Origin of the sequence: Rhizobium ruizarguesonis (assembly GCF_012349115.1) — a bacterium.
GTDB classification, from domain to species: domain Bacteria; phylum Pseudomonadota; class Alphaproteobacteria; order Rhizobiales; family Rhizobiaceae; genus Rhizobium; species Rhizobium ruizarguesonis.
Genome location: NZ_PQIG01000110.1, coordinates 25861 through 41955 on the forward strand (window position 1 = coordinate 25861; position 16095 = coordinate 41955).

At 61.2% G+C, this 16095-nt stretch carries 12 protein-coding genes and 2 pseudogenes; 9 read left to right on the forward strand and 5 right to left on the reverse strand.

Going from position 1 to position 16095, the window contains the following annotated elements; translation table 11 throughout:
- Positions 1 to 13: 13 nt before the first annotated feature.
- Genes C3Y91_RS29645 through C3Y91_RS29655 form a run of 3 tightly spaced genes read right to left on the reverse strand, consistent with a single transcriptional unit; the run spans position 14 to position 6770 of the window.
- Positions 14 to 2698, reverse strand: a complete 2685-nt coding sequence (locus C3Y91_RS29645) for a carbohydrate-binding protein (RefSeq protein ID WP_168576127.1) — start codon at positions 2696 to 2698, stop codon at positions 14 to 16.
- A gap of 11 nt (positions 2699 to 2709) precedes the next feature.
- Positions 2710 to 6249 (reverse strand): molybdopterin cofactor-binding domain-containing protein, encoded by a 3540-nt coding sequence (locus tag C3Y91_RS29650; RefSeq protein ID WP_131589426.1) that lies wholly within the window; start codon positions 6247 to 6249, stop codon positions 2710 to 2712.
- Positions 6246 to 6770 carry a (2Fe-2S)-binding protein gene (locus C3Y91_RS29655; RefSeq protein ID WP_018068301.1) on the reverse strand — a complete coding sequence of 175 codons (525 nt, stop codon included), beginning with the start codon at positions 6768 to 6770 and terminating at the stop codon, positions 6246 to 6248. Before C3Y91_RS29655 ends, C3Y91_RS29650 begins: the two co-directional genes overlap by 4 nt.
- 351 nt (positions 6771 to 7121) lie before the next feature.
- Here C3Y91_RS29655 and C3Y91_RS29660 point away from each other — a divergent pair, with 351 nt between their 5' ends.
- The 6 genes from C3Y91_RS29660 to C3Y91_RS29685 all read left to right on the forward strand — a co-directional run bounded on the left by C3Y91_RS29660 (position 7122) and on the right by C3Y91_RS29685 (position 12292).
- The gene (locus C3Y91_RS29660) at positions 7122 to 8258 is read left to right on the forward strand and encodes an FAD-dependent monooxygenase (RefSeq protein WP_075226044.1); all 1137 of its coding nucleotides are present in this window, start codon (positions 7122 to 7124) and stop codon (positions 8256 to 8258) included.
- Complete coding sequence (locus C3Y91_RS29665) at positions 8255 to 9052, forward strand: alpha/beta fold hydrolase (protein ID WP_130772787.1); 798 nt, start codon at positions 8255 to 8257, stop codon at positions 9050 to 9052. Before C3Y91_RS29660 ends, C3Y91_RS29665 begins: the two co-directional genes overlap by 4 nt.
- Before the next feature lie 90 nt (positions 9053 to 9142).
- Positions 9143 to 9895, forward strand: coding sequence for a maleate cis-trans isomerase family protein (locus tag C3Y91_RS29670; protein WP_003554953.1), 753 nt, complete (start codon positions 9143 to 9145; stop codon positions 9893 to 9895).
- 58 nt (positions 9896 to 9953) lie between these two features.
- Complete coding sequence (locus tag C3Y91_RS29675; RefSeq protein ID WP_018068298.1) at positions 9954 to 10595, forward strand: N-carbamoylsarcosine amidohydrolase; 642 nt, start codon at positions 9954 to 9956, stop codon at positions 10593 to 10595.
- A gap of 45 nt (positions 10596 to 10640) precedes the next feature.
- Entirely contained in the window at positions 10641 to 11675 is a 1035-nt protein-coding gene (locus C3Y91_RS29680) for a 2,5-dihydroxypyridine 5,6-dioxygenase NicX family protein (RefSeq protein ID WP_168576128.1), read from the forward strand.
- 128 nt (positions 11676 to 11803) lie between these two features.
- Positions 11804 to 12292, forward strand: coding sequence for a MarR family winged helix-turn-helix transcriptional regulator (locus tag C3Y91_RS29685; RefSeq protein WP_018483767.1), 489 nt, complete (start codon positions 11804 to 11806; stop codon positions 12290 to 12292).
- Positions 12293 to 12404: 112 nt separating this feature from the next.
- Here C3Y91_RS29685 and C3Y91_RS37600 read toward each other — a convergent pair whose 3' ends face one another.
- Positions 12405 to 12962, reverse strand: coding sequence for a hypothetical protein (locus tag C3Y91_RS37600; protein ID WP_174827159.1), 558 nt, complete (start codon positions 12960 to 12962; stop codon positions 12405 to 12407).
- A gap of 291 nt (positions 12963 to 13253) precedes the next feature.
- Here C3Y91_RS37600 and C3Y91_RS29695 point away from each other — a divergent pair, with 291 nt between their 5' ends.
- Positions 13254 to 15137 carry a HAMP domain-containing methyl-accepting chemotaxis protein gene (locus tag C3Y91_RS29695; protein ID WP_168576129.1) on the forward strand — a complete coding sequence of 628 codons (1884 nt, stop codon included), beginning with the start codon at positions 13254 to 13256 and terminating at the stop codon, positions 15135 to 15137.
- Between the two features lie 235 nt (positions 15138 to 15372).
- Here C3Y91_RS29695 and C3Y91_RS29700 read toward each other — a convergent pair whose 3' ends face one another.
- Positions 15373 to 15666 carry a DUF1330 domain-containing protein gene (locus C3Y91_RS29700; protein WP_245484694.1) on the reverse strand — a complete coding sequence of 98 codons (294 nt, stop codon included), beginning with the start codon at positions 15664 to 15666 and terminating at the stop codon, positions 15373 to 15375.
- A 140-nt stretch (positions 15667 to 15806) separates the two neighbouring features.
- On the opposite strand from C3Y91_RS29700, the pseudogene C3Y91_RS38785 reads away from it, so the two are divergent.
- Together C3Y91_RS38785 and C3Y91_RS38205 are read left to right on the forward strand one after the other, a co-directional pair.
- Positions 15807 to 15902 (forward strand): annotated as a pseudogene (locus C3Y91_RS38785) (IS481 family transposase); the annotation flags it as partial.
- A gap of 13 nt (positions 15903 to 15915) precedes the next feature.
- A pseudogene (locus C3Y91_RS38205) lies at positions 15916 to 16089 on the forward strand (ROK family protein); the annotation flags it as partial.
- Positions 16090 to 16095: the final 6 nt, after the last annotated feature.

The following is a 16095-nucleotide window of genomic DNA, read 5'->3' on the forward strand; positions in this document are numbered from 1 at the left end:
CTATGACTTCCGGTCAGTTTGTCAGCGGGATGAGTTTCGGTGCTGCGGCCAATCCACTCTTGTCGAGGCTGTCGCCGAGGTAGGGTGTATTCTTGTAGTACCGATTTGCAGCCGTGTTAGCGACGTGCAGTTCAAGGCTGTGGACGCCAGGGGTCAACCTGCCGAGAGCAAAATTGTAGGGCCGCCAGCCGCGGCGACCGATCTGCCTGTCATCCAGCCGGACAGTAACCACCGTATCGACGGCGGGCAGTTCGAGGACCCAATCGGCCTCATCGCCAATTTCGAGCGTCAACCGGTAGATGCCGGTCCCGGAGAAATCGGCAAAGCCCTGCATTTCCCAACCGGTTTCGACCGAGATCGGCACGAATTCAGCATCAGGCCCCGGCGCGAAGCTCCAATCGTCGACAAGCGGCACGGCACGACCATCGTCGACGACAGGCTGATCCGAGAGATGACCTTCCCGCGCTACCGTCTCCGGCACCTGCCGCAATCGAAGGCAACGCACGTCCTGCGGGCCAAGAACGACCGTCAAATGCTCAAAGGCGAATACCTCGTTTACCGTGCCTGTTGTCGCCGACCAGACCTCGCACTCGAAGCCATCTCCGAAGGAAATCTCGCTGACGCGTTCCGTCGAGCCATCGTTGAACAACACGATCCGCCACCAACCATCAGTTTCGTATCCGATCCATTGCCAAGGCTTATCAACCGAATGGCAGGCCACATAGGGACCGGTCGATCGAAGCGACCGCAACAGAGCGCCCACATCACCGTCACCGGGCATCCTCTCGATATGCATCGAAACCTCGACAGCCTCGCGTGTTATACCGTCGCAAACAGCGGACAGGCTATCGCCTGAAGACCAGACAACACCACCCGCCGCCTTGAAGACGGCGAGCGTGTGCAAGGTCTTCGTCGTCTCGAGCACGGTGACGGACGGCAGAACGACAGCATCGAAAACAAGGCCGGACGCGCGCAGGCGGCCATTCACGATCGTAGCTGTTGCCAAATCGGCCTCGCTGACGAACATGAAGTCGCAGCCTTCTGCTAGGAGCCCTTCGCACCAGGCGCCGATATGGGTTGCATGGCTGTGGCGCGGCCCTTCTGCGAAGGCTGTATGAAGAGGATAAAGGATAGCAACCGGCGTGCGGGGCGTGGCCCCCTCGATGAAGGCGGAAATCCGTGCCGTCTCCTCGGCAAACAGATCGTGGTAGCTCCACCACGGCTCGAAATTGATGCCCGGCCCGAAATCGAAACGTGGATTGGAAAACGGCGTCGGATCGTCGTCGCGCCCATCCGTCTGGTAGACGCCGTGCCAGAGGAACTGTCGGCTCCCGAGGCAGTGAAGCCGGATGGCCTGCGCCCGCATCGTCTCCAGGGTCAGTTCCCATTGCCCGGCGGCACGCACGGGCGTTCGCTCGGCGCTGGCATAGGTTTCGACGACGCATCGGCTGCGACCATTCGAACGGGCAACGGAATCGCCGAGCTTCGGCGCCAGCTGCGCCACGAAATTGTTGGAATCAACGGCCGTCTCGTGCCGGCAGGCATCGATGCCGAAGAAATCCACTGCAAGCGCCACCCTGGGGTCGATAGTGGTAAAACCGCCGTTCAGCGACCAGGAACTGACATGCGGCAGGATCTCGTGCCCGGTGAGGACGATCCCCCTGCCCTCGGCCCATCGGCGCAACGTGCCGGAGAAGGCCTCGTTCATCAGGGCCGAATAGGCGGCGTAGAATTGGGCGCGCAGCCGCAGGGTCTCGGACCCGACGTCACGCACCAGCGCCAGCAGGGCCCTGGCGAAGGTCTCTCCCGTGCCGCGCGACACGGCGTCCGGCAGGGTCGGCGCATAGAGCAGGCTGTTGCCGAGGTGACCTGATAATTGGTCCCATTTGTAGAAACCCGCCGCCGGCTGGTCGTAGAACACGAAGCCGACGGGGTCGGGCACGAGATCGCCAAGCGCCTCGATCAGCGGATCGAGTCCGACTTCGATGAACCTCTCCGCAGCCTCCGACAGGAGATAATTGATCAGCCGCGAGGTCCTCGACCGGGCGCTGACGAACACCGTGAGCACCTGCCCCCCATCGGGCACGCCCTCGAATAGGTAGGTGCACGACGTTCGGTCGCTTTCGACCACGAATGTCCGCGCCGTGACGTCGACCACCTGGTCGAGGCTGTCGATGCCGACCGACGGATGCAGCAGCGCTGCCTCGACGGTCCATTGGCACCACTCGACGATGCTGCCCTCATACTGCCACGCGACGATATCGGGGCCCATCGTCCGGGTGAACGGCGGATGGATGCCGCTGATCTCGCCCCGCGCCTCTCCCAAGGACGACCAGAACAGGTGGCGCTCGCGCAGGTCGTCGCGGTCCACGACCGTCCGGCCGCCGGCGTGACCGCTAATCCAGTTGTAATCGTCGTAGATTCCGAGCTTCAGGCCCAGCTTGCCGGCAATCCCAGCCGCAACACGATAGGCGTCCAGAAAGGGCGGCGACAGGTAGTCATCGCGCGACATTGCGAGACGGGCCTGGATCAGGATCGTGCCGATCCCCTTCTGTTTGAAATCGGCGAGCTGCGCGTGGCAAACGTCCTCTGTCGGGATCGAATGCCAGAACCAGTAGGCCGACGGGCGAAACGCAGCTGTCGGGTTCTCGAACAAGTCGCGGCGGCCGATATCCTGCTCGGTTCGGATCTGCTCCAACTCGTCTCTCCCTAGTGGCTTGCCGCCGTCACACGTTGCATGGCTTTGGTCGTTTCCGTCCAGGCTGGCTTGTCGGGGGCGAAACGCGCTCTCAGATAATCGGCGAGATCCTTGATCTGGCCGTCGTTCAGCGTCTGGCGGAAAGCCGGCATCGACATCACCTCAGGGGCTTGGCGGCCGGTGGTCTGCGCCAGGATTGCCGGCGCCTCGACACCCTTCAGGATTGCCTGGATAAGATTGTCCGGGGTCGCCGCATGAAGGTTGCTGTTGAGCGCCAACGACGACAGGATCGTGTTTCCAGTGTGGCATGTGGCGCAGGCGCCGTTGAACAGGCGCTCGCCCTTCGGCGATATGAGCGCGGCGGAAGCCTTGGCCGCTTCGCTCGCGGCAAGGGCGGCCTGGCTCTGCGCCTTGCTATCGGCGGGAGCCTCGTTGAGACCTGCGAGATATGTGGCCATGGCGCGGATATCGCTATCCGGCAGCGGCTGCATGACCTCGACGACATGCGCCATCGGGCCGGCGGCACTGCCGTGATCGCGCGAATGTCCGGTGCGCAGGTAGTCATAGAAGGCGTCTGCCGTCCAGCCGACCGGGCCGTTGGCGAACGCATTCAGGGCCGGCGCCTCCCAGCCATCGGCAAAGCCGCCGGCAAGCCGGGCGCTGCCGCTCTTTTCCGCGCCGAGCACATTGCGCTCGGTGTGGCAGGCCGAACAGTGGCCCAGGGTCTCGACGAGATAGGCCCCCCTGTTCCACTGCGCATCGCGGGTCTCGACATATTTGAACGGCTGCGCCTTCAGGAACAGCGCGTTCCAGCCCGCCATCATTGCGCGGATGCTGTAGGGGAATTTGAGCTTCGTCTCCGGCGCTCTTTCGGCGACCGGCGCCTGCGTCATCATGTAGGCGTAGAGGGCCTGAAGATCGGCATCCTCGGCGCCCGCAAACGAGGTGTAGGGGTGCGCGGGATAGAGGTGATGGCCGTCGCGGCTGATGCCCTCGCGCATGGCACGTTCGAAGGCCGGGTAGGACCAGGCGCCGATGCCGTTTTGGACATCGGGCGTGATGTTGGTGGCATAAACTGCGCCGAACGGCGTGTCGAAGCGCCGGCCACCGGCAAAGGGTGTTCCGTCGTTTCCGACATGACAGACATTGCAGGCGCCGGCCGCCGCCGCCAGCCGGCCGCGCTCGATGGTGGCGGCGCTGTAGACATTGGCGTCCGGCCGCTGGATGGTGCCGATCGCCGGGCGCCATGGCGATGCCATGGTCACGATACCGGACAGAGCCGCGACGGCACCGACGGCTGACAGACCCATGGTCCACCACTTCCGCCTCTTCGCGACCGGAGTGACCGGCGTTTCGTTCGTCTTGCCGTTCAGAGTTGCGAGGACCAGTTCCGGCGTCAGCGGCAGTTCGCGGAAACGAATGCCGGTGGCATCGTAGACGGCATTGGCGATGGCCGCGGCGCTGGGAACTGAGGCGGACTCTCCGACGCCGAGCGGCGGCTCGTCCTGGCGCGGCACCATCAGCACGTCGATATCAGGCACCTCCGGGAAGGTGATCAGCGGGTAGCCGCCCCATTCCTTCGACTGCACGGCGGTCGAGGAGAATTCGACCTTTTCCTTCAGAACCCGGCTGGTGGACTGGATGATGTTGCCGTGGATCTGGTGGCGCACGCCGTCGGGATTGATCATCATTCCCGAGTCCTGCGCGCAGGTCACCTTGGTGACCGCGATCTCGCCGGTCTTCTTGTTGACGGCGACATCGGCAACCCATGCCGCCCAGGCGGCGGCCTTACCCGGAAACGGCCCGTGGACGTAGACGGCATAGGCAAATCCACGGCCGTAGAGCAGATCACCTTCGCCGCCGAGCGTGCCCCATGTCGTATGCGGCACCCACTTCGCCCGTTCGGCCAGCGCGTGCACCAGGTCGACGGCGCGTGGATCGTGGAGATAACGGAGCCGGTACTCGAGCGGATCGACGCCGGCGGCGGCTGCCAGCTCGTCGACGTAGCATTCGTGGGCGAATGTATTCGGCATCGCCGACACGCCACGGAACCAGGAGGCGCGTGCGATCGGCGGCATGTCGTGCACGGTTACGCGCAGGTTGCCGTAGGCATAGGGTGGGATGGCGGTACGATCGCCCATCTGCACGACCTCGGAAACGGGCGGCAGCTTGCCGGTGAGGATCAGGGGAAGGGTTGGCGCCAGATTGGAGGGATAGCGCGTTTGGAAATCATAGGCGGACGGACCTCCTTCCAGGTCGAGACCGCCGCGCACATCCATGATCTGGGCGGCGCCCTTCGGCTCCCAGGCATGTTCCTGTTCGCGCGTTAGCTGGACCCGGACGGGCGCCTTGACGGCCCGCGACAGCAGCGCCGCGTCGGCTGTTACGTCATCGGCGCAGTTGCGTCCGTAACAGCCGGCCGCCTCCAGCCGCTCCACCCTAATCTGCTCTTCCGGCATGTCGAGCAGCAGCGCCAGATCGCGGCGCATGGGATAAGGGTTCTGGGTTCCCGACCAGACGGTCAGCCCGGCGTCATTGTAATCGGCCACCGCGCAGGACGGGCCGATCGAACCGTGCATCTGGTAAGGCCAGACATAGGTGCGGTTCATCGGCCGGGCGCTGCCGGCCAACGCCATGTCGACATTGCCGCGATCGGCAAGCTTGCGTGGCGTCGACGGATTGGCACGCAGCGCCTTCTCCGGCATGTTCAGATCCGGCCACTCGGGCGGCGCGCGCCACACAACCTTCAGGCTCCCCGACGCCTCGATGGCGATTTCCTCACGGGTCGCGACAACACCGACGAAATCACCGATGGCGACGACGCCGACCAGCCCGTCGATATGCGCGACCGAGGTCTCGTCGATCGAGATCAGGCTGTTTCCGACATGCTCGCCGTGATCGAATCCGGCATATGGCGGGCGAATAACGCGGCCGTGCAGCATGCCAGGCACGCGCACATCGTGGACATAGGTCCAGCGCCCGGTTGCCTTCTCGGGAATATCGACGCGCGGGCGCGACGAGCCAACCAGTTTATAGTCCGACGGCGGCTTCAGTGCCGCATTGGTGTCGATCGACAGCCTGACATGGCTGCCGACGACAACATCGCCGAAGTTCAGCTGCCAGTTCTCGCCGCCGTCAGTACGGATAGTGCCGTCCTCCAGCCGCAGCCGCTCAATCGGCACGCCGACCTTCTCGGCGGCCTTGGCGAGAAGATGGCGGCGGGCGGTCGCGGCGGCCTGGCGCAGCGGCACTGCGGTGATCTGGATGGTTTCGCTTGCGATGGTCGCACCCTGGTTGGGCGCGGCGGTCGTCGTGCCGAGAACCATGTCCACCTGTTCGAACGGCACGCTAAGCTCCTCGGCGACGATTTGCGCCAGCGAGGTGCGGATGCCTGTCCCGAGATCGACGTGGCCGTTGAACGCTGTCACCCGGCTATCGGCCCCCACGGCGATATAAAGCTCGGCGGCGTCGCCCATCGACGCGTCATTGACAATGAGAAGCGTGCTGGCGGCTGTCATGTAGGCGGACTTGGGTGCTTCGCGGTGGTTCATCGCGAAACCTCCGTCATGTCGTCGGTCATCGAGTCGACTGGCCGGCCGGCTTTGGTAAGGGTTACGGCGCGCCGCACAGCGGCCAGTATCTCAACATGCGTTCCGCACCGGCAGAGATGGTGCCGCAGAGCATCGCGAATATCGCCCTCGTCGGGATCCGTATTTCGCTGAAGCAGTCCAACCGTGGCGATGATCATGCCGTTGAGGCAATACCCGCATTGCGCCGCCGCCTCTTCGATGAAAGCCTGCTGCACCGGGTGCAGAAGCCCGTCCACCGCCAGCCCCTCGAGCGTGATCACGCGTCGTTTGCCGATCGCGCCAAGCGGCACAGTACAAGACCGCACCGGACGGCCGTCGACCAGAACCGCGCAGGCGCCGCATTCGCCGAGGCCACAGCCATATTTCGGTCCATTCAGGCACAGGTCGTTACGCAAGATGTAGAGAAGCGGTGTTTCCGGTTTCGCGCTAACGCGCCAAAGAGCGTCGTTGACATTCAGTGAAACGGAAACGGGAGGCTTCACGGGAGCTCCTCCAGCATCGCGCCAATAGCCAGGCCTTTTGCTACTGGACGGATCGCTATACGGCGGGCGCCTTGGCGGCGCGTGCGCATCATAACGATGCGACTGTCCCCGACATCACGCATCTACTGCCCCTCATTTTTTATACAAATAGCGTATACGCTTCATATGGAGCGCTGGCAAGTCGAATTTCGCTGTTGCAAACGTCGAAAAACGCGGTACGCTGGGATATCCAACTAAACCAGCCGCCACGAATGCTTGTCTCGCTATTGCATTTTAAAGCGTATACGCTATAAGTAAGCCAATTCGCCTATCGCCAGCGCGATACGTTGAAAAACGGAAAAAGGGGTCGCCATGTCTACCGGAAATGAAAGAATCGCGATCATCGGTGCCGGCCTCGGCGGCGCGGCAGCGGGGGCGCTGCTCCAGCATGCCGGCTTCAATGTCCAGATCTTTGAACAGGCCCCGAGCTTTTCCCGCCTCGGCGCCGGTATCCACATGGGACCGAATGTCCTGAAGATCTTCCAGCGCATCGGCATGGACAAGAAGCTGGTCGATATCAGCAGCACGCCGGCCTATTGGTTCAGCCGGGATGGCCTGACGGGAGACTATCTCTCCCGCATTCCGCTCGAAGGTTATGGCGCGACCTATTGTACCGTCCATCGCGGCGATCTCTCTGCCTTGCAGATGGACACCATGACTCCCGGCACCGTCCAGTTCAACAAGCGATTGACCCTCCTCGAAGACAATGGCTCGGATGTCTACCTCGAATTCCAGGACGGCACCTCGGCGCGCGCCTCGATCGTGATCGGTGCCGACGGCATCAACTCGCGCGTTCGCGAAACATTGCTGGGCGCCGAAAAGCCGAACTATAGCGGCTGGGTCGGTCATCGCGCGATGATCTCGGCGGAAAAGCTGAAAAAGTTCGACCTGACCTTCGAGGATTGCGTCAAGTGGTGGGGGCCGGATCGCCACATGATGGTCTACTACACCACCAGCCGCCGCGACGAATATTACTACGTGACCGGCGTCCCGCACCCCGCCTGGGAATTCGACGGCGCTTTCGTGCAGAGCAGCCGTGAAGAAATGTCGGAAGCCTTTGCCGAATACCATCCGGTCATCCAGGCGCTGATCGAAGCCACCGACGACGTCACCAAGTGGCCGCTGTTCAACCGTAACCCGCTACCGCTCTGGAGCCAGGGCCGCATGGTCCTGCTCGGCGATGCCTGCCACCCGATGAAGCCGCATATGGCTCAGGGTGCCGCCATGGCGATCGAGGATGCGGCCATGCTGGCGCGATGCCTGAAGGAAACCGGATCGCAGGATTACGCGACCGCGTTCCGCCTCTATGAGGCCAGCCGACGCGATCGCGCGACGCAGGTCCAGACCGTGTCCAACGCCAATACGTTCCTGCAGACGCAGGAAGATCCTTCATGGGTCTATGGCTACGACGTCTATGCCGAGCCTATCCTCGACAAGAGCGTCGCATGAGCGCGGGCCTTCTCTACGGCGCGAATGTCTCTGCCAACGGCATTCGCCAGCATTACCTGCGCTATGGCGGCAAGGGTCGGCCGGTCATCCTCATTCCCGGCATCACCAGCCCGGCGATCACCTGGGGCTTCGTTGCCGAGCGCCTTGCCGAACGCCATGACGTCTACGTTCTCGATGTCCGGGGCCGCGGCCTGTCCTCGACCGGTCCGGATCTCGACTACGGTCTCGATGCCATGGCCGCCGACGTCATCAGCTTTGCCCAGGCGCTCGGTGTTGGCGCTCCTGCGCTGCTCGGCCATTCGATGGGTGCGCGCATCGCCATGCGGGCGGCAAATACCGGCGGCGAGTTCTCCCGCCTCGCCCTTATCGATCCCCCGGTCTCCGGGCCGGGCCGCCGGCCTTATCCGAGCAAGTTGCCCTGGTATGTCGATAGCATCCGCCTCGCGCTGGCAGGCATTGATGCCGAGGGCATGAAGGCGTTTTGCCCGACATGGTCGGAAAGCCAGCTGCGGTTGCGCGCCGAATGGCTGCACACCTGCTTCGAGCCTGCCATCGTCACCGCCTTCGAGGACTTCCACCGGGACGACATCTTCCCGGATTTCGCCACGCTGAAGCAGCCGTCGATGCTGATGGTCGCGGGACGTGGCGGCGTGATCGCGCCGGAAGATGAAGCGGAAATCCGTGGGCTCAACCCCGCTATCGAGATCAGCCGCGTCCCGAATGCCGGTCACATGATCCCTTGGGACGATCTCGACGGCTTCTTCGAAGCGCTTGGAGATTTCCTCTCCCGATAAACTCTGATGGCGGGTCTTTGGCCCGCCATTTTTATTGCCGCAGCGAGAGCGCCCCAATGTGCGCCCGCTCACTCATCAAAGGAGCCGTCCGTGCAGAAACCCTATCGTATCGGCCAGATCGTGCCGAGTTCCAACACGACGATGGAGACGGAAATTCCGGCGATGCTGATGGCCCGCCAGCTTATCCGCCCGGAGCGCTTCACCTTCCATTCCAGCCGCATGCGCATGAAGAAGGTGGTCAAGGAAGAACTGGCCGCCATGGACGCCGAGTCCGATCGGTGCGCCATCGAACTGTCCGATGCCCGCGTCGACGTGCTGGGATATGCCTGCCTCGTCGCCATCATGGCGATGGGCCTCGGCTACCATCGCCAGTCGGAAAAGCGCCTGACCGGCCGCACGCAGGAAAACGACACGAACATCCCGGTCGTCACCAGCGCCGGCGCGCTGATCGAGGGCCTGAAGGTGATGAAGGCGAAGAAGATCGCCGTCGTCGCGCCCTATATGAAGCCGCTGACCGAACTCGTCGTGAACTATATTCGCGAGGAAGGCTTCGAAGTGATGGATTGGCGGGCGCTTGAAATTCCCGACAATCTGGATGTTGCCCGCCACGATCCGGAAAACCTGCCGGCCATCGTCCAGACGCTCGATCTTTCCGATGTCGATGTCATCGTGCTTTCGGCCTGCGTGCAGATGCCGTCGCTGCCCGTCATCGCCAAGGTCGAGGCCATGACCGGCAAACCGGTGCTCACCGCCGCCGTGGCGACCACCTATTGCATGCTGAAATCGCTGGGACTGGAAGCCGTCGTGCCGGGTGCCGGTGCGCTTCTGTCCGGTGCTTATTGAACCTGACGTTTTTGTCGTGTCCGGCCGCATTGCGGCGGAGGAAAGCAAGGAGTGCCCCATGCAGAGTGCTGAAACCAACTATCAGGGCGTTTGGGGCAACCGCATCGGTTTCGGCCAGCGGCCGGCCCTTCTGGTGATCGACTTCCTGAAAGCCTATACGGTGGAAGGCGCGCCGCTCTATGCGCCGGGTGTCGTCGATGCCGTGGCACAAACACCGGCACTTCTGGTCGCCGCGCGCGCCGCAGGCATTCCCGTCATCCACACCCGCATTCTCTATCTCGCCGAGAACTGCGCCGATGGCGGCATGTGGGTGAAAAAGGCTCCGGTCATGATGGCCATGGTCGAGGGCAACGTGCTGGCCGAATTCTGCGACGGCGTCGAGCCGGAAAAGGGCGAGCTGGTCATCGTCAAGCAATATGCCAGCGCCTTTTTCGGCACCAGTCTCGCCTCTCTACTTCACACGCAGGGTATCGACACCGTCGTTCTTGCCGGATGCTCGACAAGCGGCTGCATTCGCGCAAGTGCGGTGGATGCCGTCCAGCACGGGTTCCGGACCATCGTCGTGCGCGATTGCGTCGGCGACCGGCACCCCGATCCGCACAATGCCAACCTCTTCGACATCGACAGCAAGTACGGCGATGTCGTTTCAAGGGAGGATGCCATCGCCGAAATCGCCAAGATCAAGTCCGACTGTCTGTAACTTTACAAAAACAGCCAAGCCTTCACGTAAGATAGGGGAACGAGCATGGATCAATTCAGCTTCACCGAAATCTGCCTACATCAGTTGAAGATGTCGGGCGTCCACGAGGGCGAAAAACTCATCGTCCTGACCCAGGGCAACGAGCGCCTCGATTACGCCGACGCCTTCATGGCGGCGGGCATGCGTCTTGGGGCCAAGATGTATCACATGCGTTTGCCACCGGTGCCGCCGGCAGGTGCATGGGCCGTCGGCCAGACCGGACTTGCAGCCATGCCTGACGCGGTCGAAGCCCTAAAGGCCGCCGATATGCTGATCGATTGCATCTTCCTGCTCTTCAGCCCGGAGCAGATGGCGATCCAGGCGGCCGGAACACGTATCCTGACCGCCGTCGAACCGCCGGAGATTCTCGCCCGCATGTTGCCGACAAAGGAACTGCGCGAGCGCGTCGAATTTGCCGGAGAGCTGCTCTCCAAAGCGAAGGTGATGCGGATCACCTCGGCACATGGCACCGATGTCACCTACAAACTCAACACCTATCCGGCCATCACGGAATATGCGTGCACCGACGAGCCGGGCCGCTGGGATCATTGGCCGTCCGGCTTTGTCTTCACGGGCGGTGACGATGATGGCGTCGACGGTACGATCGTCGTTGCCCCGGGCGATATTCTGCTGCCGCAGAACATCTACGTGCGCGATCCGATCTACTACACCATTGAAAACGGTTGGATCACCGACATTCGCGGCGGCCTCGATGCCGAGCTGGTCAAGTCCTACATGGACGGTTTCAATGATCCGCGTGGCATGGGCATGAGCCATGTTGGCTGGGGTCTTAATCAGAACGCCAAGTGGCATCGCATGGTGCCCGGCGAATTTCCGGGCGGCATGGGCATGGAGGCCCGCTCGTTCTACGGCAATGTCATGTTCTCGACCGGCCCGAACAATGAATTGGGCGGCCCGAACGACACGGCCTGCCATCTCGATATCCCGATGCGCAATTGCTCGCTCTTTCTCGACGATGAGCCGATGGTCCTGAACGGCGATATCGTCGTCAAGGAAATGAAGCACACCGTCAAATCGTAATCGCAACCAACCTGCTTGGCGTGAAAACACGCCAAGCAGCCCGAGCCTCGTATGCCTTGACCGGTGAAACATGCTGTGGTGTTTCCTGCATGGACGCACTAGACGCCGCAACCGATGGACCCGCTAACATGACTGTCAAAGACATCGAACGCCCACGTGAAGCCGCGGTGTCTGAAACCGCCTATGATGTTACCGAGCAGGTGGGTCACTTGCTGCGAAAAGCCTATCAGCGGCATCTCTCGATCTTCCAGGCCAACGCCAGTGACCCAGACCTGACATCCGTCCAGTTCGTCACGCTCTGCGCGCTACACGATCTCGGCCCGAGCTCTCAGGTCGAACTGGTGAAGGCCACCTCGGTCGATCAGGCGACCATCCGCGGGATCGTCGAGCGTCTGAAAGCACGTGGATTGATCGACCTGTCCAAAGACAAAGCCGACGCCCGCAAGGTCGTCATTTCTCTCCTGCCGAAGGGTGAGGCGCTGCTTCAGGACATGTATCCTCGCGCATATCTCATCAGCGAAAAGACCGTCTCTCCCCTCAATCCGGCGGAGAGAATTGCGCTCCTGTATCTTCTTCGTAAAATTGCAGACGATGAGACCGGAGATACGTCACGGTAATAGTTCAGCGCTGGGCCTATGCCGGCCCTGGTTTCGAAAGGAAGCGAGCCCACGCCTGCATGGTGAAGCGTCATAATTCCCCTTCGTTCGCAGTTGAGAAGTCTTCGTCATTTCACCGGTCGGAGCTGTCAGATTCGATCACCGGCGGTGTTTCGCTCTGCGGGGCGATACGCTCCCAACGGTCGGCAAATGGACGGCAAGCGGTTTTTATATCGATGCCAACCGGGAACTCGCAGCATTCGTCCTCTCCGTTGCTCCCCCAGTTCACCCAGTGTGACTGACGCCTTTGGACAATCAGGAAGTTGCCGGCAACCGCCGACGGTCCGCTCCGGCTCTCCCGCGCGCCGTCTGCGGCGTCGAAGCTCGGCCGGAGGCATGCCGACATTCCGATGGTCGGGCTGGCACGCCGCGCGCACCGCTCATTAGCGTCGTCGAGCGGCTGGTGGGACGTGGATAAAAGCCGTCGATAGAATCTCATCACCATCGCATTGTTTTTGCTGGGGGCGGATTCTCGAAATCCGGAACATACTTTCCCGGCACTGTCGTCATCGCGGGCGGCACATTCGCCGATCCGTCCTTTCCTGCGCCGGATCATGTTCATTGGTGGGATGATCGGCCGCATTGGATAGACCTGGCCTAGCCGAGCGAGCGCCATGCCGGAAATTGACATTCCTGGCACGCCTGGATCGAAGATCGTATGTCCTTCTTGCAGACTGGGTGGCTGGCCCGACACTGATTTTCGAGAGTTGCTCGGACGTGCCTAGCTGATCCTCATGACAAAAGGACGAGCCGTGGTGATTAAAGAGAAACTTTCGTTGGAATCGATGTCGGGTCGCCGACCGGCATCGTCGCTCGAAATCTTCGGCAAACGATGCTTTACATATGAGTAAAACATTAAATGTTTTTGATACAAACTCCTTGTCCGCCGGCCATAGGGTCGAACGTCTCAAGGGGTCCTTCAATGCGTCGTCCAAGCATAAAGTCCAGCCTGCTCCTTATTTTCAGCGGCGTAGCGCTTCTTTTCGGCATTGTCGCGTATCTCGCGATCGATGGTCTTAGCAAGACAAACGGCTCCACCGAAGAAATCGCGAACAATTGGTTGCCGAGCGTACAGGCATCCCGGACGATCAATCTCAACATGGCAAATTTGCGCGTCGCTTATCGCGATCACATCATCGCGCAGTCGGAACCCGAAAAGAAAACGCGCGAAGAGGCTATTACAGTTGCCGAGGACACGGTTCGCAAGTCGGTAGATGCCTATGTGACGCTGGCATCGTCGGACCGCGAACGCCAGTTGATCAGCGCAATAAAGGAAAACGTTGAGAGTTATATCGCCAGCAAACCTCAGCTTCTCGCTCTTTCCCGCGAGAACAAGACTGAAGAGGCCGGACGATATCTTGGCGGGGGAATGCGAACCTATTCAGACAAGCTGAAGGAACTAACGACGGCTCTGGTGGAGTTGAATCTCAGCGGCAGCAAACAGGCTGCCGAGGTGAGCAGGACGACCTACGCGTCCGTCAAGTTCTATCTGTTTACGGCGATCGGTTTTGCGGGATTGCTGGTCGCTGGCGCTATTGCGTTCGTGCTGACAGGCATTGCCAATCCCATTACCGAGATTACAACCTCAATGAGGCGACTGGCCGAAGGCGACACCAACTCCAGTATCCCGTTTGCCGGCCGGGCCGACGAAATCGGTTCCATGGCGGGCGCGGTGGAAATCTTCCGCCAAGCCGCAATCGCAAACAAGCGAATGGAGATGGAAGCGGCGGAAAGTCGGAAACAGGCGGAGGTCGATCGCATCGCCGCGCAACAGCAAGCAGAATCTGATGCCGCGGAGCGTTTACGTGTCGCTACATCAGGTCTCGCGGCCGGCTTGAAGCGGCTCGCTGCAGGTGATCTCGCCTTCCAGCTCGATCAGGCATTTGCTCCCGACTTCGAGGCCCTGCGCCATGACTTCAATCAATCTGTCGCCCAACTTGGTGGAACGCTGATGTCGATCTCCAGCAGCATCACCACGATCGACGATGGCACCCGGGAAATCTCGTCGGGGGCGGGTGATCTTTCAAAGCGCACGGAACAGCAGGCAGCCTCGCTTGAAGAGACGGCAGCAGCATTGGAAGAGATCACCGCAAACGTGGCGAATTCCAGCAAGCGCACCGAGGAGACCCGGGCAGTTGCCAACGAGGCAAACCGAAGCGCTACTATGTCTGCCGATGTCGTTTCTCATGCAGAAGAGGCGATGGGACGCATCGAGACTTCGTCGCAGCAGATTTCCAACATCATCGGCGTGATCGATGAAATCGCATTCCAGACCAACCTTCTTGCCCTGAACGCGGGCGTAGAAGCAGCCAGGGCCGGTGAAGCCGGCAAGGGCTTCGCGGTCGTTGCTCAGGAGGTGCGAGAACTTGCGCAGCGTTCAGCCAGCGCGGCCAAGGAGATCAAGGGCCTCATCCAGAACTCCTCCAAAGAGGTGGAGAGCGGAGTGAAGCTCGTGCGTGATACGGGCCAGGCTCTCAAGACCATCGGCAGTCTCATCGCACAGATCAATCACCACATGGATGCGATCGCAACCTCTGCCAAAGAGCAGTCGGTCGGCCTCAGCGAAGTCAACGTTGCAGTCAATCAGATGGACCAGACGACGCAACAGAACGCAGCCATGGTGGAACAATCGACTGCCGCCTCCGCCTCGCTCGCTCAGGAAGCCCAGAAGCTTCGCGAGCTTGTCAGGAAGTTCAAGCTCGATGATGTCGTTCCTAACCATTCCGGAGTTCTTCGCCCGATGGCGAGAGCAATGGCTCAACCTGCCACCGCTGCAACCGTTCAGCTCGCTTCGATGCGCCGCTAACATCTCCCACGCAGGTAATGGGAGCAAGACTAGCTGCGGAAATAACAGTTTTATTTGATGATGCGGTTCCGGGCGCAGCCACTCACGAGAGAGGGACAGCGCTTACTCCGTGATGGCGAACGACTAAGACGCTTCGTGAGCTGATCCCAGAGTGGGAGTGGCCGGGGCCAATCACCTAAAGAAAGCGAGGTTCGATCACCTTCAACAGGAACAGCCCCCAGGTGAAGACGAACGACTAAAGCAATCGTTTCGACAATCGGACGGCGGCTTGGTATTCGGCGCCGTCATAGAACGCACGGGCATCCTCCATGGTCGGAATAGTGACTATCACGACGCCTTCAGGCGCGGCACCTTCGAGAACGTCCTGAGGACAGTAGGCCGCGAGAACCGTGGCTCCCGAGGTGGCCAGCAAAGGTGCGGCCGTTTCAGCACAGGTCTGGATTTCGTCTGCATTGCGCGGGCGCTCGCAGATGTTTGTCACCACTGCGCAGTGGTTTGGCATCAACAAGATGAATCTGATGGCCGGCACCGGTCAAATCCCCGTCAATGCGAGCGTTGCCGGAGCCGGCCGGCCGTTCAATTGAGTGCTCGTTTCGCGGAGTCGGCATTCGGACCGATAGAAAAGTATGTCCGAGCTCATTGCAGCGCACTCGACGGACAATTATGCGGAGGCCCCGCCTTACTGACTTTATCGACGCCTACAACTTCGGACGAAGATGGAAGACAATCAAGTGCCTCACGCGCTACGAGTTCATCTGCAAGCAACGTCAGCGATGCTCGGGTGATACGTGGAGCGCAGGGCGCTGCTGGAAACATCGGACATATCACCGTAGGCGGCGACGAGCTCTGCAGATGCGGGCGACGAGGGTGCCTGGAAGCGGTCGCGGGCGGGGAAGCGTTGCTTAGAGCATGCTGTGATTTAGCGGAATCTGGGATTCGCAAATCAGTTTGAATGTGA

Bases quoted from the DNA above. Each gene is read 5' to 3' on its own strand.
- C3Y91_RS29650 (WP_131589426.1), bottom strand. From the start codon at position 6,249: ATGAACCACCGCGAAGCACCCAAGTCCGCCTACATGACAGCCGCCAGC.
- C3Y91_RS29660 (WP_075226044.1), top strand. From the start codon at position 7,122: ATGTCTACCGGAAATGAAAGAATCGCGATCATCGGTGCCGGCCTCGGC.
- C3Y91_RS29665 (WP_130772787.1), top strand. From the start codon at position 8,255: ATGAGCGCGGGCCTTCTCTACGGCGCGAATGTCTCTGCCAACGGCATT.
- C3Y91_RS29675 (WP_018068298.1), top strand. From the start codon at position 9,954: ATGCAGAGTGCTGAAACCAACTATCAGGGCGTTTGGGGCAACCGCATC.
- C3Y91_RS29680 (WP_168576128.1), top strand. From the start codon at position 10,641: ATGGATCAATTCAGCTTCACCGAAATCTGCCTACATCAGTTGAAGATG.
- C3Y91_RS29685 (WP_018483767.1), top strand. From the start codon at position 11,804: ATGACTGTCAAAGACATCGAACGCCCACGTGAAGCCGCGGTGTCTGAA.
- C3Y91_RS37600 (WP_174827159.1), bottom strand. From the start codon at position 12,962: ATGTCAATTTCCGGCATGGCGCTCGCTCGGCTAGGCCAGGTCTATCCA.
- C3Y91_RS29695 (WP_168576129.1), top strand. From the start codon at position 13,254: ATGCGTCGTCCAAGCATAAAGTCCAGCCTGCTCCTTATTTTCAGCGGC.